The following is an 18,824-nucleotide window of genomic DNA, read 5'->3' as shown; positions in this document are numbered from 1 at the left end:
CGACTCACCTCCTTAGACGGATAGGTTGGAACGAATAGCGGCCAAAAAATGAGTTTCAAGGTCGGCTGGAGTTGAAAAATGTTCTTTCGTGCCGCTCCAAACGATTTTTCCGCCTTGAATAAAGACAAACTTATTTCCAACGGCGTGGGCAAAAGGAATGTCGTGGGTGGTGATGAGAACGGCTTTCCACCATTGGTTTTCTTCCGTTAACATGGTTCGGATATGATGTTGCGACTCAACATCAAGGCCAAGAGTTGGCTCATCAAGGAACAAAAACGGCGCTCCTTTCATTAAGGCGATCGCAAATGCCAGTTTTTGTTTCATCCCACGTGAAAGGGTTTGGGTAAGACGCTCAGCGTATGGGGTTAGATTCAACACGGCCATCATTCGTTCGGCTCTTCGTTTTGCTTCAGCACGACTCCATTTGTTCAGCAAGCCGAAGTATAAGAGATTTTCCAAAACAGTTAAATAAGAATAGGAGTTGTCAGCTTCTTCAAATACGACCGCAATCGACTCGCGCGCTTCATCTGGATGGCGGACAACATCTACTCCATTGACATAGATGCTGCCGCTGTCTGGTGCAGTAAGCCCGATGATGCATCTTATTAAAGTAGTTTTTCCGGCTCCATTCGGCCCTAAAAGAATAAGTCGATCCCCTTCAACCAGTTCAAGGGAAACATTATGTAATACTTGGCGGTTTGGCGGATAGATTTTGTTTACGTCTTGCACGGCAATCATTTTTTTCTACCCTTTCCATTTAATAAGCTAGGGTGGTCTTGAAAAATCTTGAGGACCACCCGAAAGGATTATTACCAACTCGCTGGGACTTGAGACGGAGCATGTTTTAGTATGTCGTCACTTGTTGGAATAGGAGGGACCACAGTAAGAGAACCATGTCCTTCCAGTCGATAGAAAAGCTCTGTAGAAATACTGGTGGAAAGTTCAATAGCTATATCAATTCTGCACCACATATTAAATGGTCTATGATTTTTTCCACCCATATTCTCTTTCCCCTTTCTTTTTCAAACTTAAGTTTATTATACAAAAAAACAAAAAAATGTAAATATTTAAAATTAACGTGACATTAGAAACCGATCAAAAATACACGCCAAGACAGGGATTCCGTGAGCTTGTGTAAAAAGAGGGGCGTTTTCCGTGAAGTCGTCGTCAACACCATGCTTTTTTGAGCAGTTTTACTCCAAGCTCAATATCCTCGAGCGACAAGCCGCTAAAACCGAGCTTGATCATGGGTCGGTCTGGCCGTTGGTTCACAAAATAGCGCGAAGTGGGATACACTTTTACCCCACACGATAGGGCGCGTTGAAGCAGCTGTTCTTCTGAACAATCGGAATGAACTTTGATTAACACGTATAAACCGGACTGTTCGCCAATAATGGAGATCATATCCCCAAATGCTTTTCGCAGTAGTGATGTTAAATGCTCCATTTTTCGTTTGTACACGAGACGCATGCGTTTAATGTGGCGGCTCCACTCCCCTTCTTCCATAAATTTGGCCATCGCCAATTGGCTAAGGATGGACGCGGTGCTCTCGAAAAGGCGAAACCGCTGCTGATAACGGTCCAAAAGCGACGGCGGCAACACCATGTAGCTTAAGCGAATCCCAGGCAGAAACGATTTTGAGAAATTGCCTAGATAAATGACTTTTGTGGAATCAATGGAAGCAAGAGCAGGAAACGGCTTTTGCGTGTAACGGAATTCGCTGTCGTAATCGTCCTCGATAATATAGCCATCGACGTTGTTCACCCATTGAATGAGCCTGTGCCGTTGCTGGATCGGCATGCTGACTCCCATCGGGCTTTGATGTGAAGGGGTGACATAGATGAGCCGCGATCGCCTGTTCTCGAGCGGTGAAAGATCGATGACGGTTTCGGAAACAGGCACCGTTTCCAGCTGAAAGCGGTGAAACAAAAACGCTTCTCTGGCGCCGTCATAACCAGGGTCTTCGACGATCACGCTGTTGAATTCATCTTTTAGAATATAGCCAAGGGAGAGAAGCATTTGTTGAGTGCTGCTCCCGATGATAATGGCATTTGGCTCTGCATTTACTCCACGGGATTCCAAAAGGTAGACAGAGATTTGTTCGCGCAAACATAATTCCCCAAACGGGTCTCCATAGCGAAAGCAGTGTGCTGAAGTAAAGACTTGATTCGAAATTCGTCTCCATGCTTTAAGAGGGAAATGAGCAGCATCGACTGCATCAGCACGAAAATCGACAACAACAGTCGATGTCGGTTTATTTTTCGATTGGCGCAAGGAAACCTGGATTTTTGGAATGAAAAGTGGTTCCACCTCATTGACAAAATACCCTTTTCGTTTTTCCGCACGAATATATCCTTCAGCAACAAGCTGTTCGTAGGCCATTAAGGTGGTGTTGCGGCTCACATTCAACGATTCAGCAAGTTGACGGATCGAGGGAAGTGGTTCATTCGCCTGGATGTCGCCTTGTTCAATCATCGATTTTAACTTTTCGTAGATTTGTTTGTATTTAGGCAAGCGGTCATGTAGAGCAAAAATGATCGTTTTCATGTCCATCCCTCTGACATGTTTATTTTTTTGTTATTGTCCCTTTTTCTATGTCAAATTTAGTTATATGATACATCGTAAAGATTCGATTGTTAAGTTGGAAAAAGTGAAGGGGGGATTTAATGTATATTCCGAAGCATTTTGCCATCAACGATATGTCTGTCGTCTATGAGGTGATCGAGGAGAACAGTTTTGCCACCTTGGTGTCTGTGCATCAAAGGGAGTTGTTTGCCACCCATTTGCCGCTGCTGCTCGATCGGGAGAAAACGTGTTTGTACGGCCATTTTGCCCGTTCTAATCCGCAATGGAACGACATTCAACATCAGACGGTCTTGGCGATTTTCCACGGTCCGCATTGTTATATTTCTCCTTCCTGGTATGAAACGAACCAAGCAGTGCCGACATGGAATTATGTGGTCGTCCATGTGTATGGCAATGTGGAGCTTATCCATGATGAAGGGGAAATCATGCGGTCGCTACACGATATGGTAGAAAAGTACGAAGCGCCGGACAGCCGTTACCAGCTGTCAGAGGTCGATGCTAAGTTGCTTTCCAAGATGAGAAGCGGAATTCAAGCTTTTAAAATCCATATCGAGCGAATAGAGGGAAAAGCCAAATTAAGTCAAAACCATTCTGTACATCGGCAAGAGAGGATCATCAAGCAGCTCGAGCAAATGCCATTTGAAAACGAAAAGCGAATCGCTTCCCTGATGAAAAAGCAACAGCAGTGAAATAGAAAATGAAGGAGTGAGATGTGAGGATGGATCTTTCGACGATCGGTGTGTTTATAGTGGCGGCCGCGGCGTTGCTCATCGTCCCCGGACCGGCGGTATTGTACATTATGGCTAGAAGCATCGGTCAAGGAACGAAAGCAGGAGTTGTATCGGTGCTTGGCGTGGCATTGGGCGGCGCTGTCCACGTCGTCTTCGGAGCTGTGGGCATTTCCGCGATTTTGATGACATCGGCGGCTGCCTTTACGATGATCAAATATTTAGGAGCCGTTTATCTTATCTATTTGGGGGGGCAAAACGTTATTTTTTGCTTCCACCGGATATTTATAATTCTGTTTCATTGCGTTACGGGCTTCCATGCGGAGGGGAGGATATCGACACGTTTGTCGGCGACATCCGGCTGGCGCTGGCGGATGGTCATGAACCGTTCATCCCGTTGGGAGGCGAGGAAAACGACCCGCCGTATGAAGGAGAAATCGTGTATAAAGATGACGTGGGAGCCATATGCCGCTGCTGGAATTGGCGGGAAGCCCAACGAACGATGCTCACCGAACAGACGAAGCGCGCGTTTCTTTGCATCGAATCGATTGATGAAACAAGGAATGAGGTTCTTTACCAAGCGCTGGAAGAATTGGCTTCCTCCATACGCCGTCATCTCGGGGGCACAGTGAAGACGCACATCGTGGATATTCACCATCCAGAAATATTGATAACGGATTAAGGACCATTTTATCCGTTTTGCTTTAATTGCTGCGGCGCTTGGCCGCTCCGGTGGGGAAGGAGAAGCGATGCGACTCGCCGAGCCGATTGTCGACATGGCACTCGCCTTCATTGTGTTTGGTGTGCTCGTTGGGCGGTGGTTAGCATGTAGAGGCCGCCTGCTTACAGACCTGCGAGCGAGAAAGCCCACTCCTTTAGAAGGCTGGTGAAAAACAGCTGTTTCCCTTGGTCGATCGGTGAATGTGTGAAAAGCAGTACCGATGCTACAGAGTTTCTCTATTTGAGAAATGAGGCTGGGAGGCGGCCTACTCCCTTAAATCACCGGCCTTTTAGGGGTGGGATGAAAGCGAGCCGTTTTCTTATATTGAATGATGATGAAAAAACGGTATCATGTAATCGTCGCAAGGAGGTGAATCCATGCCGACGATCACACTAAGGCTGGAACTGCACAACCCAACGAAAGTCAAACAGGACATGTATGAACGGATGACAGAAGTGAATACCGCGTTTGCGAATTGGCTGTTGGATCATCCCGAGCTGAATCAAGCGACGAGCAAACTATTTAAAGAGTTTTCGTCGCAGCGGTTTCCTTCCGCTGTCGTGAATCAGACGATTCGAGAAGTGAAGTCCCAAAAGAAAAACCAGAAAACAAAGAGGTTTCGAACATTATGGTGTTGCTTTAACAATCAAAACGTGAAGGTGGAAAAGAAAGGAGAGTTCTACACGGTTTCCTTCCCCACACTGGAGAAGCGAATTGGCGTGCCGGTCGTCACGCGCCCCTATCAAGAAGCATGGCTGAATCGGCTGCTCGATGGAACCGCTAAACAAGGGGCCGCCAAGCTCTACAAAAAGAGAAAGAAATGGTACTTGGCGATCGCGATCACCTTTGACGTGAAGCCGCGGCACGAAACAAAGGTGATGGGCGTTGACGTTGGGCTTCGCTATATCGCTGTGGCCAGCGTGGGAACGAAATCGTGGTTTTTCAAAGGGAACCAATGCGCCTTTGTACGCCGACGATATGCGGCTTTGCGAAGGAGATTAGGAAAAGCCAAGAAGCTCCATATGATTCGCAAAATCGGCCGCAAAGAGTCCCGCTGGATGAAGGATCAAAATCACAAAATCAGCCGTCAAATCGTGAATGTTGCGCTCGCCAACGGTGTTGGCGTGATTCGGATGGAAGCGTTGACGGGGATTCGCAAGCGGGCAAAATCGGCCAAAGAAGCGGGGCGAAGCCTCCATGCTTGGGCGTTCCACCAACTGCAAACGATGATTGCCTACAAGGCGGAAATGGCGGGCATTCGTGTTGAGTGGGTGAATCCAACCTACACGAGCCAAACGTGTAAATGTGGACATCGGGAAAAGGGAAATCGCAATGGCATCCACTTTCAGTGTAAAAAATGCGGATACACTCTCCACGCCGACTTGAATGGCGCGATCAACATCGCCAAAGCGATTTCGGGCTTGAGCGCCTAGCGCACTGGTCACAGGTGCGCCGCCCATGGGGGTACATCCTAACCCGATGGGATGGGGTGATGACACACCCCTGAACTTGGGCGTTGTCCGAACCAGAAATGGATGAGGACGCAAACGACCCAAGAATCCCACGCCTTTAGGTGTGCGGAGTGTCAATTCAGTACCTGATATCATGCGCTCGCTTTTCCCAAAAGATGAGCTGTTTTTTTCTTGCTATAAGAATTATAGGGAGCTTGCCAGCTGGCTTCTCCTTCAAATTTTCTATCGTTCTGCTTGTAAAACAAAAAGCGGATGGAGGCTTGCCTCATCCGCTTATCGATAATTCACAAACTGCACGTCAATCGGCAAATCGGCTTCGCGAATGGCGGCGATCACCTTTTGCAAGTCGTCTTTGCTTTTGCCGCTGACGCGAATTTGGTCATCTTGCACTTGGCTTTTCACTTTCAAGCCGGTGTTTTTGATGATCGTGGTGATTTTTTTCGCGTTTTCTTTGTCGATCCCTTGGACAAGCTTGGCGCGCTGGCGCACTGTGCCGCCTGATGCCGGCTCGATTTTGCCGTATTGGATGTTTTTCGTCGCCACCCCGCGTTTAATGAGCTTGCCGATGAGCACATCTTTCAGCTGCTCAAGCTTAAACTCGTCGTCGGAGATGAGAACGAGCTCGTCTTTCTCGAGCGAAATGTCGCTTTTGCTTCCTTTGAAGTCGTAGCGCGTCTTGATTTCTTTCATGGCGATGTTGATGGCGTTTGCCACTTCCGACAAATCGACTTTGGATACGATATCAAACGAACTTTCTTTGGACATAAGCAACCTCCCGGGCGTGTGATGTACTTTCATTATAGAAAAAGGTGGGAGGAAAGACAACAATGATCAAAGGGGCAAGAAGGTTAGTTTCGTCCTTTATCCGGAAGAGGCCGGCATGTAGCACCATGCTGAAAGCGGGACTTGATGCAGGGGAACAATGTGAAAAAGGCGGTGTTTCGGCCGCCTTTTTTGTCATTTTGCTCACAAATGATCCGTCTTCTTCGAATACGCGAATTTCCCGGCTTCGCGGTTTTTCTCGCGCATCATGTTTTTCTCATGGCGCTTCGCTTGGTTGTCGCGCGCTTTTTTGTCATTGTCGCTTGTGTTTGGCATCGGTAGCCCTCCCTTGTTTTGATCGTCCATCATTAGTATGCGGTAAATGGAAATGAACTATATGGAAATAGGGGAAGGTAGTTTGTGGAAAGATAAATTGAGAATTTTTCTTAACAAATTTTCTCGGATGGCCGGATGCGGTCCAAAACGTACTACTACTACAACCTTCTTGATCAACTTCGGTGATGAGGACAGGCGCCTGTGTTGTGCAGGCGCCCGTGTTTTGTCCGGCGGGAAAGGCGTCAGATCTCAATATATTTGTTCAGAAAAAAGAGGGCAATCGTCCCTGGTCCGGCGTGTGCGCCGATGGCGCTGCCGATGTCGGAGAGGAAAAAGCGCGTGCAGCCGTGCGTTTCTTCGATCATTTGTTTCAGCTCCAAGGCGGTTTCTTCGTCATCGGCATGGCTGATGCCAATCGTTTGTTTTTGAAGATCGTCGCCGCGCTCGCCCATCAACTCGACCATGCGCTTTAACACTTTTTTTCGCCCGCGCCATTTTTCGAGCGGAATCAGCGCCCCGTCTTCGACATGGAGAAGCGGTTTAATGTTCAGCAGCCCGCCGAACGCCGCGGCGGTTTTGCTGATGCGGCCGCCGCGCGCGAGGTAGTCCAAGTTGTCAACGGTGAAAATGTGTTCCATATGGCGGCAATACGCCTCGATCGTTTCACAAAGCAAGTTGTACGGTGTGTTTTGTTTCGCCAGCTCGACTGCCTTCATGACGGCGAGCCCTTGGCCAAGAGAGGCGCATTTCGAGTCGATGATTGTCAGGCGAAATTCCGGATATTCACCAAGCAGTTCGCTGCGCACGGCCATCGCTGTTTGGTATGTACCGGATAATTTCGATGAAAAGGCGATGTAAAGGCATGGCCGGTTTTCTTTGGCGTATGGCAAAAACAGCTCCTTCATCGCCAGCGGGCTTGGCTGTGCCGTTTTCACCGTATGCCCTTGGCGCATGGCGTCATATACTTGCTTCGGCTCGATCGTGATGCCATCTTCGTAATCTTGGCCGTTCCAATGAACGACAAGCGGCAAAAAGGCGATTTGATGCTCGCGGATGTACGACTGCGGCAAATCGGCTCCGCTGTCGGTGATGATTTGAATGGGCATGGTTCGTCCCCCTTTTTGTGAACAAAAATGAATATAGTATAGCTGCATCGAATGAACGGACGATTTTGGCCGGTAAACAGCGATTCATTATCTTCTCTTAGTGTAGCGGTTTTTCGGACGGAATACAATGGAAAATCTCGAGCGGGCGAAAGAAACAGCTGCGGGAAACCGCAGCCGTTTAGTGGGTGAGCTCATCAAGCTCGGCTTGAAATTGACGCAACTGCGCTTTTTCCGCCGTGTTGGAATGCGCATAGGCAGATGACAAGGCGTTTTTGGCGATGGCAATGGCGCGGTCGACGTTCATGTCGATTTCGCCGTTAGCCGCTTGTTTGGCCTGCGTGACCGCTTTGCGCGCCTCTTGGAACAGGCGGTTGCCCATCGCTACGCTCCTCCAAGCGACGTTTCCATCGCTTTTTCCGCTTTGCGCGCTTCCGCCTCGGCGTACGTTAAATGATAAGGGATTTGCTTGTCATGCCGTTCAACCGCATCGACGCTTTGTTGGACGAAACGCTTCGATTTGTTTCGTTTGCCCATGACGGATTCCCCCTTTAAAATATGAAGACGCGCGTTGCGTCACGTATAGTGTAACCGCACGGGGGGAACAGTAGTAAGGAAATTCGTTACAACACAAGTCGCTCTACAAAGCGGCAAGGCGGTTGGAGCAAGGTGAAAAGAGAAGCATCAGCCAGCGTTTAGATTGTAGGAAGCAGATAAGGCTGGTGATGGAACGCGGAAAACGCTCCAGCAAAGCGTTCGCCAACGGAGCAGCATCGAAACAGTTCTTTTTTCTGTTCATGAACATTTTGGAGAAACGCGCTTTTTCATCCATCTTAATGGACGGCGCCAAAAAAGGCGGCTCGGAAGCCGCCGCGATGGAAACTACAAACGAAGCAAATCCTGCAAATATGCACCGACGCCGTCTTCTTCATTGGTTTTTGCCACATCGTCGGCAATGGTTTTCAACGGTTCGATGGCGTTGCCCATCGCAACACCGAGACCGGCCCAGTCGATCATCTCGAGGTCGTTGTCTTCATCGCCAAAAGCAATGACGCGCTCCCTTGGGATGCCGAAATAGTCGGCGACTTGTTTTAAGCCTGCAGCCTTATGGACGCCATGGCGGATGATTTCAATGACATGCCATGGTTCGCTCCAGCGCCGTTGGTGAATGACGTTGGCGTACACATTCGCTAAGTGTGATTGAATCCGCTCGATATGATCATCGTCCGTGTACACGAGCACGCTCGTCGGATCTTTGCCGAGCGAGCGGCGCAAATCACCGATTTCCACGGTCGGGTTGCCAAGGCGGACGATGTCAAGCAACACCTCGTCATGTTGGTGGAAATAGACATCGTCTAACACTTCGGCCATCATATTCTTGATTCCATAGGATTCGCTGATTTCAACAATGTCTTTGACGATCGCAAGCGGCAGCGGGTAATGGTGCATGCCCCACGACGGCTGGCGCGGATGGTGGACAAACGCGCCGTTGAAATTGACGATCGGCGTTGCAAGGCCAAGTTCTTCGTAGTACATGGAGCTTGCCCGGTACGGGCGGCCGGTGGCGATGACAACAAAATGGCCGGTGTCGATGGCGCGGCGGATGACGTCTTTGGTAAATGGAGAAATCGTTTTATCCCCTTTGAGCAACGTTCCATCCAAATCCAACGCGATTAAATACGGCTTCATGTCCGACTCCTTTGCCCTCGTTATTCTTTACACTACATAGTGTAACTCTTTTCCAAAATCGCTGTCCATATGGTAAACTATACAGCGATGGAAAAAGAAAAGGCTCTTCACCAAAAGTTGTACTTGATTTTTTCTGAACATACCCTATTTACGCTTGTGAGGGAAAATCAGCACTTTTTGCCTATCCTTACGCAGGAAACCGCATTGCTTGTCAAGTACATGTTGTGGTGAAGAGCCAAAGAAAAGGGGTTTGTGCAACCATGGTGATCATTGAACAGGAACAGTTGGCCGGCGTGCCGGTTCTTCACGTTGTCAAGCCGGAAAAGCGGGACGAACGGCTGCCGCTGATTTTCTTTATCCACGGCTTTACGAGCGCCAAAGAACATAATTTGCATTTCGGCTACTTGCTCGCCGAGGCGGGCTACCGCGCTGTGCTTCCCGACGCGCTGTTTCACGGTGAACGGGACGAAGGCTTGAGCGAACGGAAATTGCAGCTGTCGTTTTGGGACATTGTTGTGCGCACGATCACCGAAATCGAGGAGATGAAAAACGACCTTGTAAGCCGCGGGCTGGCTGACCGAGAACGGATTGGGCTCGCTGGGACATCGATGGGCGGAATCGTCACGTTCGGCGCGCTCGCCGTCTATCCGTGGGTGGGGGCGGCGGTGGCGCTCATGGGCTGCCCGAACTACAGCGCCTTTTTTGATGAGATGATTGAAGAAGGAAAGCGGCGCCAAATCGACATTCCGCTGCCGCCGACGCTGCTTGCGCTCGAAAAAGAAAAGCTCGCCCGCTACGATTTATCCAAGCAGCCGGAAAAACTCGCCGGGCGGCCGCTGTTCATCTGGCACGGGAAAGCCGACCAAGTCGTCCCGTATGCTTATACATATGAGTTTTACAAGCAAATTAAACCACTTTATGAAGGAAACGAAGACCGGCTGCAATTCATCGCCGACCCGCACGCCGGCCATAAAGTGACGCGTGAAGCGTTTTTGGAGACGGTGCGCTGGTTTCGCAAGTATGTGTAAGCAAAATCGGCAATGAGGAAACGAACATGTTTGTGGTCAGCTAAAGCGTGCTTCACAAGAGGAAATCCGCCTTTTAAACAAAAAAGGCGGATTTTTCGTTTGAACACATTTTTTATTCAAATAACGGATGGATGACCGGGTGTTTTCGCCGGTCGAAGAGTTGGATCGGATCGCCGCGGGAGGGGCGATGAAGCGGGAAGCCCTCGATTGGCGAGGATTTCCCCAGTGGATTCGATATGTCGGATACATCGCCTTCGCCTTTTTTGTCATCGTTCCTTTGATGGCATGGTTGTGGAACGTGTTGCTTGAATAGCCGATCAAACGCCAACCGGAGGCAGGTCTCATGGAGGAGAAAAACAAACGACACGGAAATGCCCGTTGTTCCGTGTCGTTTTGTTTGCGCTCTGTTGTTAATCCTCCATCCCTAAAGCGTACAAGTAATGGCGCAAGCTTTCTTCGACACATGCGGCGATCAGTTGAATGAACGGAGTGACCTCACCTTTGACGCTCGCTTTTTCCAACGCTTCGTAATACTTCCGGCGCTGTTCCGGGTTTGCTTTCACAATAGCGGGCGGATAGCCATGCTGCATTAAAATGAAATTCATCATTAAGCGGGCGGTTCGTCCGTTTCCGTCAGCAAATGGATGAATGTATACGAGCTGAAAATGGAAACGAGCCGCCAGTTCGATTGGATGAAGAGCATGTTGATTCGTTTCATACCAAGAAAACAATTGATTCATTTCATCTTGTATATGCAAAAAGTGAGGGGGGGTGTACGAGCTGCCGGAAATGCGCACATTGTATGTTCGATATTTCCCGGCATTTTCATTGTCAATGCTCTTTAATACTAAATAATGGACCTGTTTCAACACGTGCTCAGTCAAATGTTCTTTGTTTGCGACTAACTCTTCAATAAAGTCAATCGCCTCCGCATGGTTAATAGCTTCCAAATGTTCCTTAAGCCGTTTCCCGCCAATGGTAATCCCTTCTTCTATGACTAGCTTTGTTTCCAGCAAGGTTAACGTATTGCCTTCGATGGCGTTCGAATGGTACGTCCATTCGATCCGAAATGATTCCCGCAAGTTTTTCACCAACCCTGGAGGCAAAGGGCGCAACGCATCCAACCGTTGTTTCAGCTCGTCGATTTTGGCAAACATCGCTCTCACCTCTTGGTATATGATTCGCGGCCTCGATTCGTTTTTCCTTTAAATAGCCAAGCGATGGCTCTCGTTTTTTCTATTATGATACAAAAATAAAGGGCGGGGAGTGTTCAGCAGTTGCAGAACAATGAAACAACCGCCCGCCCAACACGGGCGAACGGCGAAAAGGGGATGGAAAAAGTGGAGTGTTTCAAGAAAAATGCCCAAGCTGCCGGAGCGCTTCTTCGCTCATTCGCTCCGGCGTCCATGGCGGGTTCCATGTCACTTGGACGCGCACGTCACGGATGCCGTCAATGTGCTCAAGCGCCCGTTTGACGCCGCCGGCGATCGAGTCGTGAAGCGGGCAGCCGGGGGTCGTGAGCGTCATCAGGACATTGATATGCCCATCTTCGATTTTTAAGTCATAAATCAACCCTAAATCGACGACGTTAATGCCGAGCTCCGGATCAAGGACCGTTTTCAGCTGTTGAATGGCAAGTTCGCGGACATCCATCGTTCTTTTCCTCCTCATTCGCTTATTTTCGGAAGACCGTTAAAATCGTTCCGGCAAAGGCAACGCTTAATCCAGCCAACAGCACTTGAGTGATGGCGAACAGCGGCACGCTCGCGACAGCAAGCGCAACGGCCGCCAGCGCGAGGGCGATGAGCCATAGGCGGCATTGGACGGTGACGGCTCGCTCATTCATCATTTGTTTTAACGTCGGCACGTTTTGTTGGCCGACTTTTTCGCTGTAGCGATGCGTCCACCATAAAAACGGCACGATTTTGAACAAATAGCCGACGATGCTGAAGAGAATCCAGCCGACAATGAATAGATAAACAATGATGCCAAGCAGCCGTCCGCTGCCGACGACGATGGCGACAAAGGCGGCAACGTGCAGCACAAGGCCGATGACGATGGCCGAAAGCGAAAAGCGGAACGGGCGGTCAAGCGTTTTTTTCATCCGCTTTTGCAACATGGCGCGGATATGCCAGGCGAAAACAACGAATCCGCTCATGAGCAAGGCTGCACCGGCTGCAAGCCATGCGTGGCTTCGCAAGAATAAGCTGGCGAACGCCACAGCAATCCCGCTGATGTACAGCGCATAGACGTAACGCGCCGGCCGCAGCGAAAAGCCGTGGGCGAGCGAGAACATCGGCACCATTTTGTACGAAAAGCCTATGATGAGCAGTGTGAACCAGCCGCACAGCCCGAACAGCACATGCAAGCCGAACACCGTTTCATGACTGTTGGCGCCTGTGGCGGCGAAAAAGTGAAAGGCAAGCAGCCCTCCGGCGGCGCCCGTCAGCAGCAAAAACAACAAGGAAGTCGCGACAAACAGCGTCATGATCGTTTTGTTTTTTTGTTGTTTTAATGTCATCGCCATTTGCCAGACAAACAGCACGATGCCGAACAGCAGAAGCAAGCCAGGGAGAAACGCCTGGTTTGGCGTAAACGCTAAACTGGCGGCAAAGGCGACGATGCCGAGAGCGGTGATCGCAAACTGCCAAAAACCGAGCCGCTCGCTCCAAATCGGCGTCAAAAAGGCGACCGGAACGAGCTGGTACATCGCCCCCATGGCCGTCATCAATGCAAAGCCAAGCAACGCCAGGTGGGCCGCCGCCCACACGAACGGCAGCCGGAACGCGCCGCTGCTAAGTGAGGGAATCGCTCCAAGCAACATAAGCTGCGACGCGGCGAACGCCAACACGGCGAACATGATAAACGAGAACGGAAGACGGACGTCTGTTTCCGTCCCCGTGCGAGTAGGAAACACGTTGCTCATCCTTTCGTAATGCGGATTTCAAAACTGCCGTCTTCGCGTGCGACCGTCTCGTGCCGGTAGCCAAGCTCGTCAAGCTGCTCGTACAAAAACATCGGGCGGCGATCGTTAATGATCGTCAGCGTCTCCCCAGGATTCAGCTTAGCGAGGGCAGCGAGCGTCCGCATCATTGGCTGCGGCGGCTCGAGTCCGCGGTTATCGAGGATCATCGGTCATCCCCCCTGTTTGACAAACGTTACTCTCCAATGTTTTTTCTCGATTTGTTCGGCCTCGTACGTAAATCCTTTCGCTTTCATAATCGGAAACAACGGCAGCGGCTTGAACGGGGCGTGTAAAATGAACGTATCGCCCGGCTGCAGCGGCTTGATGGCGTTCATAATTTTTTCAAACGGTTCCCGCTTTTGCCGCAAATCTTCGCGTACATCGAGTTCAATCGTCACACCCATGCGCTTTCCCTCCTTTTTGACTATCATGATAATCATTTTCACTGTGGAATGTTGTGATATAGCTCACATCTTTCGGCCGAAACATGACATATTCCACTTTGGAAAAAAGGTTTCGTTTTCGTTTGAAAGGGCGGAATAGCATGTTCCAGAAAGATGGGCTTGCCGAAATGTTTGAAAGGAAACCCCATCAGCTCCATTGCGCATCCCGACCGGTGCCGGACGATGGGGAAAAAGGAGTTAGAAAAAGATTTCTTGTTCGAGCCCTTCGCGGTCAATCAAATAAAAGCCGTGTTCGTCGACGTCAATCAGCCCTTTCCGTTTCAGCTGGCTCAACGTCCGGCTGACCGTTTCCCGGGCGGTGCCGATCATGTTGGCCAGCTCGCGGTTTGTCACATGGACGGTGAGACGGTGCCACTTCCCTTGTTTGACGGCGTTCGTGCGCGTCAGCCGCAACAAAAGCAACACGATTTGTTCGTACGTATTATGGAGCACTTGCGCTTCGAGCCGGTTTTGCAAATCAACGATTTTTTCGCCCATGACGCGAAACAGTTTTATGCAAAGTTCAGGGCTCGCCATCAGCACTTGTTCGAAATCGTGGATCGGGATCGCGATCAATGTCGCTTCCTCGACCACTTCGGCGTGGGCCGGATAGGTGCCTTTTAAGAAAAAGCCGGCATGCGGAAACATTTCTCCCGTCTGCAAAATCGAAACGATTTGTTCTTTCCCGCTGAAGTCCGTTTTATAAATTTTTACCGTGCCGGAATGAATGAAATAGACTCGCTCGAGCGGGTCGCCTTGCATAAAGACAAACGTCCGCGGCTTGTAAACGCGCACGTGGGAAATGGCAACCAGCGAATCAAGCTCGTAATCGGACAGTTCACGAAACAACGGAACAGCTTTTAAGCGGTCTTTCATCCAATGGTTCGCCATGGCGTTCTCTCCTTTGGAAATGTGACAAAAGTGTGGCGGCTGTCAACAGAGCATCGATGCTTTTCTCTTTTTGAACATCCGCGCCGTTTGGCCTTTTCTGCCTTCATTGTATACATTCTCACGCCATAAAGCTGTGATATAAATCATAACGGACATTTGCCCCGGCTCACAAACCGCCGAACGATCAGCGCGCTACAATGGGGGCGAACAAACAAGAAGGAGGTTGGCTCATATGGAAGTTCATCGATCCGTTCGCCCCAACATGCGGCCGGGGCGGCAAACGACCAACAGTTTTCTCAAATCGATTCTCATTTTCACTATTGTGATCAGCTTTACCGTCCTGCTTGTCGGCGGATATTGGATTTTTAAAGAAATGGCGCCGAGGCCGAAGGAAGTGCGCAGTGAAGACGGCCAAGTGTTGATGACGAAAGAAACGATCATCGGCGGGCAGGCCGTCTTCCAAAAATACGGGCTGATGGATTACGGAACCGTGCTTGGGCATGGGTCGTATATGGGGCCGGACTATACGGCGGAAGCGTTGAAAATTTATACGGAAGGCATGCAAGATTACAAAGCAAAAGAGCGGTATCACAAACCGTTTGCCGATTTAACCGCCGATGAGAAAACGATCATCCGCGAACAAGTCATCAAGGAAATGCGAAAAAATCGCTACAACCCGGTTACGGATGTTCTCGTCCTGACAGATGCGCAAGTATACGGGTTGGAAAAAGTGCGCGACTATTACCGCGACGTGTTCACCAATGGCGATGGTTGGGGATTGAAAAAAGGATTGATCAAAGAAAGCGACATGCCAAAATCAGGCCGTGCTTGGGTCGCGGACGGCGACCAAATCCAGCAAATTGCCGACTTTTTCTTCTGGACCGCCTGGTTGTCGAGCACGCTAAGAATTGGCGACGAGATTACGTATACGAACAACTGGCCGTACTATGAGGACGCCGGCAATACGATGTCGTTTTCTGCGGTATGGTGGAGCGGCGTCAGCGTCACGGTTTTGATTTTGTTTGTCGGGATCATTTTGTATGTGTTCTATCGTTACCAATTAAGCATGCAAGAAGCGTATGCCGCAGGGAAGTTTCCGGTCATCGATTTGCGGCGGCAGCCGCTGACTCCGTCGCAGGTGAAAGCGGGCAAATATTTCGTCGTCGTATCGGCGCTCTTTTTCGTCCAAACGATGTTCGGGGCATTGCTTGCCCACTACTATACGGAACCAGACAGCTTTTTTGGCATCAAATGGATCTACGACATATTACCGTTTAACATCGCCAAAGGGTATCATTTGCAGCTGGCGATTTTCTGGATTGCCACCGCTTGGCTCGGCATGGGGATTTTCATCGCTCCGCTTGTCGGCGGGCAAGAACCGAAAAAGCAAGGGTTGCTCGTCGATCTGCTTTTTTGGGCGCTTGTTGTCCTTGTCGCCGGCAGCATGATCGGCCAATGGCTTGGCGTCAACGGCTATTTAGGAAACGAATGGTTCCTGTTTGGCCATCAAGGTTGGGAATACATTGAGCTCGGCCGTATTTGGCAAATCATTTTGGTGGTCGGCATGCTCCTTTGGCTGTTCATCGTCTTCCGCGGCGTCAAGCGCGGGCTGAAGCGGGAAAGCGACAAAGGCGGGCTCATCCACTTGCTGTTTTACTCAGCCATTGCCGTTCCGTTCTTTTACATCTTCGCGTTCTTTATCCAGCCGGACACGAACTTTACGATGGCTGACTTCTGGCGCTGGTGGATCATCCACTTGTGGGTAGAAGGCATTTTCGAAGTGTTCGCCGTTGTCGTCATCGGGTTCTTGCTCGTACAAATGAGATTGGTGACGAAAAAATCGACGGTCAGAGCGCTATACTTCCAATTCACGCTTTTATTGGGCAGCGGTGTCATCGGCATCGGCCACCACTATTATTACAACGGTTCGCCGGAAGTATGGATCGCTCTTGGCGCGGTGTTCTCGGCGCTTGAAGTCATTCCGCTTACGCTCCTTATTTTAGAAGCGTACGAACAATATAAAATGATGCGCGACGGCGGAGTCAACTTCCCGTACAAGGCCACATTCTGGTTCTTGATTTCAACCGCCATTTGGAATTTGGTCGGTGCAGGGGTGCTCGGCTTTCTGATCAACTTGCCGGCGGTCAACTACTTTGAACACGGTCAATTCTTAACGCCGGCTCACGGCCACGGAGCGATGATGGGCGTGTATGGCATGTTTGCGATCGCCGTGCTCCTTTACTCGCTGCGCAACATTGTCAAACCAGAGGCGTGGAATGACAAATGGCTGAAGTTCTCATGCTGGATGTTAAACATTGGATTGGCCGGCATGATCGCCATCACGCTGCTTCCGGTCGGGATTTTGCAAATTAAGGAAGCGTTTGTCAATGGCTATTGGGCGTCGCGTTCACCTTCGTTCTTACAACAAGATATCGTCCAAAACTTGCTGCTTGTCCGCTTTGTTCCGGATACGATCTTTTTGATCGGCGTCGCCGCCTTGCTTGTCTTTGCCATCAAAGCGATGTTCCATTTGCGCAAACCAACTCACGGCGAAGGGGAAGAGCTGTCGGTGGCGAATTTGGCGGAGGAAGAATAACAAAAACGGGCTGACCCAAAACGCGAATGCGTTTTGGGATTAGCCCGTTTTTACACGAAATATAGAAGAGAATCGTTCGTTTTCTGGCAGAATAGAGTCACCATAAACCACTATCACCGAAAAAGGAGCGATTCTTTTATGACACATCATCATATTTTTGAAGAGTGTACCGTGGATCACCTCACGTTGCCAAGCGATATCATTCCATTGGATCATATGGCTCATGTAGTTTACGAAATCGCCAAGCGCATTCCGATGGAGACGTTTCTTCCTTACTATAAAAGGCGGCCACACCTAAGAAAGGTAGGGAGGGATGCTCTCTCCTTGCTTATGGTGCCTTAATAAGACGAATGCTGGAAATTGCCGCTTCTTGTTCAATCGAACGCCTAGAAAGAAGATCTAAAATCCGTTCGTGCTTTTCCATGTTTTGTTCTATTTTCTTAACGATTTCATTTGTTTCAAGCACTGCTTGTTGGACGAAAACAAACTCTTGCTTCGTGACCATATTGGCTTTGACATGATCTAATTCTTTCATTAGGTTGTTCTTTACGTCCTCAAGCTCCTGTTTGGTAGCCATGTTGGCTTTGATGTCTTCAAGTTCTTGTTTGGTAGCCATGTTGGCTTTGATGTCTTCAAGTTCTTGCTTGGTAGCCATGTTGGCTTTGATGTCTTCAAGTTCTTGTTTGGTAGCCATGTTGGCTTTGATGTCTTCGATCTCTTTTGTGAAACTATGCTTCACTTCTTCAAGTTCTTGTTTCGTTGCCATGTTGGCTTTAATATCCTCAAGCTCTGTTGTGAAGTTTTGCTTCACTTCTTCGAGCTCCTGTTTCGTTGCCATGTTTGTTTTGACGTCGCTTACTTCATGTTCGATCATTTGGAGCTTGTCCAAAATTTGTTTCAATATCTCTTCCAAGGAAAATCCTCCCTTCTAATAAGATATATAGCAGCCCTGGAAAAGCGAGTGATGATGAATCGCTCCTTTCTTTTGAGGACTGGGGAAACGAGCGTGTAGAGTAAGTGGTTGAGGAAAGGGATGGGATTGTAGCGCAGAACAAATGAGGACAATCGTTCCCCATTCATATTATAAATGATTCGTAGAAATTTGAAAATAACGTTTTGTGTCATTGTCGCTTTGTATCCGTCCAGGAAAAGGAGTGCGTTTTAGCCCGTACGGTCATGTTAATCCCGGCAGCGACATTGTTTTTAAGAAAATCGAACTTCCTTTCTTTAATAATAAGGAGAAACAAGGGATTTAATCGGAATCGTTCATGATCAATGTACGATTTAAAAAAGAAAGAGCTGGCTCCAAAAGTCCACTTGTTAGTGGATTTTTGGGTCAGCCCCCCTTTCATCTTCTTTGGCGAGGAGACCCCGACTTCTAAGCGAGAGCGAAAGTCGGGGAGGAATCGCCCTTCCTCCTTTCAGGAGTGAGTTCCTCCTCCCCAATGTTGGAAGGGCTTGTTCGGCAGACAGCACCGCTCCTACCCATCAGAGCTTTTAACCA

General features: G+C 49.4%; 21 protein-coding genes and 2 pseudogenes. 7 read left to right on the top strand and 16 right to left on the bottom strand.

Translation table 11 applies throughout. From position 1 onward, the window contains the following. Nucleotides 1–12: 12 nt before the first annotated feature. Nucleotides 13–738 (bottom strand): ABC transporter ATP-binding protein, encoded by a 726-nt coding sequence (locus CD000_RS11590; protein WP_011230240.1) that lies wholly within the window; start codon nt 736–738, stop codon nt 13–15. A 429-nt stretch (nt 739–1,167) separates the two neighbouring features. Beyond that, nucleotides 1,168–2,547: a MocR-like pyridoxine biosynthesis transcription factor PdxR gene (gene pdxR / locus CD000_RS11585; RefSeq protein ID WP_096225712.1), complete on the bottom strand. Its 1,380-nt coding sequence runs from the start codon at nt 2,545–2,547 to the stop codon at nt 1,168–1,170. A 119-nt stretch (nt 2,548–2,666) separates the two neighbouring features. Here pdxR and CD000_RS11580 point away from each other — a divergent pair, with 119 nt between their 5' ends. The 4 genes and pseudogenes from CD000_RS11580 to CD000_RS11565 all read left to right on the top strand — a co-directional run bounded on the left by CD000_RS11580 (nt 2,667) and on the right by CD000_RS11565 (nt 5,468). Further along, nucleotides 2,667–3,275: an FMN-binding negative transcriptional regulator gene (locus CD000_RS11580; RefSeq protein WP_096225711.1), complete on the top strand. Its 609-nt coding sequence runs from the start codon at nt 2,667–2,669 to the stop codon at nt 3,273–3,275. A gap of 29 nt (nt 3,276–3,304) precedes the next feature. Further along, nucleotides 3,305–3,511, top strand: a pseudogene (locus CD000_RS11575) (LysE family transporter); the annotation flags it as partial. An 83-nt stretch (nt 3,512–3,594) separates the two neighbouring features. Next, nucleotides 3,595–3,996 (top strand): annotated as a pseudogene (locus CD000_RS11570) (B3/B4 domain-containing protein); the annotation flags it as partial. 416 nt (nt 3,997–4,412) lie between these two features. Next, nucleotides 4,413–5,468 carry an RNA-guided endonuclease TnpB family protein gene (locus CD000_RS11565; protein ID WP_096225710.1) on the top strand — a complete coding sequence of 352 codons (1,056 nt, stop codon included), beginning with the start codon at nt 4,413–4,415 and terminating at the stop codon, nt 5,466–5,468. 312 nt (nt 5,469–5,780) lie between these two features. Here CD000_RS11565 and CD000_RS11560 read toward each other — a convergent pair whose 3' ends face one another. From CD000_RS11560 to CD000_RS11540, 7 genes are all read right to left on the bottom strand, one after another. Further along, nucleotides 5,781–6,272: a YajQ family cyclic di-GMP-binding protein gene (locus CD000_RS11560; protein ID WP_014195072.1), complete on the bottom strand. Its 492-nt coding sequence runs from the start codon at nt 6,270–6,272 to the stop codon at nt 5,781–5,783. A gap of 201 nt (nt 6,273–6,473) precedes the next feature. Then, on the bottom strand, nt 6,474–6,605 hold the full coding sequence (locus tag CD000_RS11555) for a DUF3941 domain-containing protein (protein WP_008879040.1): 132 nt from the start codon (nt 6,603–6,605) through the stop codon (nt 6,474–6,476). Between the two features lie 242 nt (nt 6,606–6,847). Continuing rightward, the gene (locus tag CD000_RS11550) at nt 6,848–7,711 is read right to left on the bottom strand and encodes a DegV family protein (RefSeq protein WP_096225709.1); all 864 of its coding nucleotides are present in this window, start codon (nt 7,709–7,711) and stop codon (nt 6,848–6,850) included. Nucleotides 7,712–7,889: 178 nt separating this feature from the next. Then, entirely contained in the window at nt 7,890–8,090 is a 201-nt protein-coding gene (locus CD000_RS11545) for a DUF3813 domain-containing protein (RefSeq protein ID WP_096225708.1), read from the bottom strand. Nucleotides 8,091–8,092: 2 nt separating this feature from the next. After that, on the bottom strand, nt 8,093–8,245 hold the full coding sequence (locus tag CD000_RS18835; protein ID WP_198962506.1) for a hypothetical protein: 153 nt from the start codon (nt 8,243–8,245) through the stop codon (nt 8,093–8,095). A 103-nt stretch (nt 8,246–8,348) separates the two neighbouring features. Then, the gene (locus CD000_RS19180; protein WP_128082656.1) at nt 8,349–8,540 is read right to left on the bottom strand and encodes a hypothetical protein; all 192 of its coding nucleotides are present in this window, start codon (nt 8,538–8,540) and stop codon (nt 8,349–8,351) included. Between the two features lie 50 nt (nt 8,541–8,590). Beyond that, complete coding sequence (locus CD000_RS11540; RefSeq protein WP_011230249.1) at nt 8,591–9,397, bottom strand: Cof-type HAD-IIB family hydrolase; 807 nt, start codon at nt 9,395–9,397, stop codon at nt 8,591–8,593. Nucleotides 9,398–9,657: 260 nt separating this feature from the next. Here CD000_RS11540 and CD000_RS11535 point away from each other — a divergent pair, with 260 nt between their 5' ends. Continuing rightward, entirely contained in the window at nt 9,658–10,425 is a 768-nt protein-coding gene (locus tag CD000_RS11535) for an alpha/beta fold hydrolase (RefSeq protein ID WP_096225707.1), read from the top strand. A gap of 139 nt (nt 10,426–10,564) precedes the next feature. Then, a complete protein-coding gene (locus CD000_RS11530; RefSeq protein ID WP_233130432.1) occupies nt 10,565–10,738 on the top strand; it encodes a hypothetical protein in 174 nt (57 codons plus the stop codon). A gap of 97 nt (nt 10,739–10,835) precedes the next feature. On the opposite strand, the gene CD000_RS11525 is transcribed toward CD000_RS11530, so the two are convergent. The 6 genes from CD000_RS11525 to CD000_RS11500 form a co-directional block, all read right to left on the bottom strand. Then, nucleotides 10,836–11,582 carry a Fic family protein gene (locus CD000_RS11525; protein ID WP_011230254.1) on the bottom strand — a complete coding sequence of 249 codons (747 nt, stop codon included), beginning with the start codon at nt 11,580–11,582 and terminating at the stop codon, nt 10,836–10,838. 193 nt (nt 11,583–11,775) lie between these two features. Next, nucleotides 11,776–12,078: a metal-sulfur cluster assembly factor gene (locus CD000_RS11520; protein WP_011230255.1), complete on the bottom strand. Its 303-nt coding sequence runs from the start codon at nt 12,076–12,078 to the stop codon at nt 11,776–11,778. 22 nt (nt 12,079–12,100) lie between these two features. Beyond that, the gene (locus CD000_RS11515) at nt 12,101–13,351 is read right to left on the bottom strand and encodes a hypothetical protein (RefSeq protein ID WP_096225705.1); all 1,251 of its coding nucleotides are present in this window, start codon (nt 13,349–13,351) and stop codon (nt 12,101–12,103) included. Further along, nucleotides 13,348–13,557, bottom strand: coding sequence for a DUF2249 domain-containing protein (locus CD000_RS11510; RefSeq protein WP_013146125.1), 210 nt, complete (start codon nt 13,555–13,557; stop codon nt 13,348–13,350). The genes CD000_RS11515 and CD000_RS11510 overlap by 4 nt, the downstream gene beginning before the upstream one ends. Nucleotides 13,558–13,560: 3 nt before the next feature. After that, a complete protein-coding gene (locus CD000_RS11505) occupies nt 13,561–13,794 on the bottom strand; it encodes a DUF2249 domain-containing protein (RefSeq protein ID WP_014195085.1) in 234 nt (77 codons plus the stop codon). 237 nt (nt 13,795–14,031) lie between these two features. Further along, nucleotides 14,032–14,724 carry a Crp/Fnr family transcriptional regulator gene (locus CD000_RS11500; RefSeq protein WP_096225704.1) on the bottom strand — a complete coding sequence of 231 codons (693 nt, stop codon included), beginning with the start codon at nt 14,722–14,724 and terminating at the stop codon, nt 14,032–14,034. Nucleotides 14,725–14,956: 232 nt separating this feature from the next. Between CD000_RS11500 and CD000_RS11495 the strand changes: the two genes are divergently transcribed. Then, the gene (locus CD000_RS11495; protein WP_096225703.1) at nt 14,957–17,320 is read left to right on the top strand and encodes a nitric-oxide reductase large subunit; all 2,364 of its coding nucleotides are present in this window, start codon (nt 14,957–14,959) and stop codon (nt 17,318–17,320) included. A 328-nt stretch (nt 17,321–17,648) separates the two neighbouring features. On the opposite strand, the gene CD000_RS11485 is transcribed toward CD000_RS11495, so the two are convergent. After that, complete coding sequence (locus tag CD000_RS11485) at nt 17,649–18,233, bottom strand: hypothetical protein (RefSeq protein WP_096225702.1); 585 nt, start codon at nt 18,231–18,233, stop codon at nt 17,649–17,651. Nucleotides 18,234–18,824: the final 591 nt, after the last annotated feature.

It is taken from the genome of Geobacillus sp. FJAT-46040 (assembly GCF_002335725.1).
GTDB lineage: Bacteria > Bacillota > Bacilli > Bacillales > Anoxybacillaceae > Geobacillus > Geobacillus thermoleovorans.
Note: the sequence above shows the minus strand (reverse complement) of the source record. Positions and strands in the feature narration are given on the sequence as shown.

Excerpts from the sequence above, each read along its gene's own strand:
- CD000_RS11560 (WP_014195072.1), bottom strand. The coding sequence starts at position 6,272 with ATGTCCAAAGAAAGTTCGTTTGATATCGTATCCAAAGTCGATTTGTCG.
- CD000_RS11505 (WP_014195085.1), bottom strand. The coding sequence starts at position 13,794 with ATGGGTGTGACGATTGAACTCGATGTACGCGAAGATTTGCGGCAAAAG.
- CD000_RS18835 (WP_198962506.1), bottom strand. The coding sequence starts at position 8,245 with ATGGGCAAACGAAACAAATCGAAGCGTTTCGTCCAACAAAGCGTCGAT.
- CD000_RS11515 (WP_096225705.1), bottom strand. The coding sequence starts at position 13,351 with ATGAGCAACGTGTTTCCTACTCGCACGGGGACGGAAACAGACGTCCGT.
- CD000_RS11495 (WP_096225703.1), top strand. The coding sequence starts at position 14,957 with ATGGAAGTTCATCGATCCGTTCGCCCCAACATGCGGCCGGGGCGGCAA.
- CD000_RS11550 (WP_096225709.1), bottom strand. The coding sequence starts at position 7,711 with ATGCCCATTCAAATCATCACCGACAGCGGAGCCGATTTGCCGCAGTCG.
- CD000_RS11545 (WP_096225708.1), bottom strand. The coding sequence starts at position 8,090 with ATGGGCAACCGCCTGTTCCAAGAGGCGCGCAAAGCGGTCACGCAGGCC.
- CD000_RS11500 (WP_096225704.1), bottom strand. The coding sequence starts at position 14,724 with ATGGCGAACCATTGGATGAAAGACCGCTTAAAAGCTGTTCCGTTGTTT.
- pdxR (WP_096225712.1), bottom strand. The coding sequence starts at position 2,547 with ATGAAAACGATCATTTTTGCTCTACATGACCGCTTGCCTAAATACAAA.
- CD000_RS11590 (WP_011230240.1), bottom strand. The coding sequence starts at position 738 with ATGATTGCCGTGCAAGACGTAAACAAAATCTATCCGCCAAACCGCCAA.
- CD000_RS19180 (WP_128082656.1), bottom strand. The coding sequence starts at position 8,540 with ATGGATGAAAAAGCGCGTTTCTCCAAAATGTTCATGAACAGAAAAAAG.
- CD000_RS11555 (WP_008879040.1), bottom strand. The coding sequence starts at position 6,605 with ATGCCAAACACAAGCGACAATGACAAAAAAGCGCGCGACAACCAAGCG.
- CD000_RS11540 (WP_011230249.1), bottom strand. The coding sequence starts at position 9,397 with ATGAAGCCGTATTTAATCGCGTTGGATTTGGATGGAACGTTGCTCAAA.
- CD000_RS11565 (WP_096225710.1), top strand. The coding sequence starts at position 4,413 with ATGCCGACGATCACACTAAGGCTGGAACTGCACAACCCAACGAAAGTC.
- CD000_RS11510 (WP_013146125.1), bottom strand. The coding sequence starts at position 13,557 with ATGATCCTCGATAACCGCGGACTCGAGCCGCCGCAGCCAATGATGCGG.
- CD000_RS11525 (WP_011230254.1), bottom strand. The coding sequence starts at position 11,582 with ATGTTTGCCAAAATCGACGAGCTGAAACAACGGTTGGATGCGTTGCGC.
- CD000_RS11535 (WP_096225707.1), top strand. The coding sequence starts at position 9,658 with ATGGTGATCATTGAACAGGAACAGTTGGCCGGCGTGCCGGTTCTTCAC.
- CD000_RS11520 (WP_011230255.1), bottom strand. The coding sequence starts at position 12,078 with ATGGATGTCCGCGAACTTGCCATTCAACAGCTGAAAACGGTCCTTGAT.
- CD000_RS11580 (WP_096225711.1), top strand. The coding sequence starts at position 2,667 with ATGTATATTCCGAAGCATTTTGCCATCAACGATATGTCTGTCGTCTAT.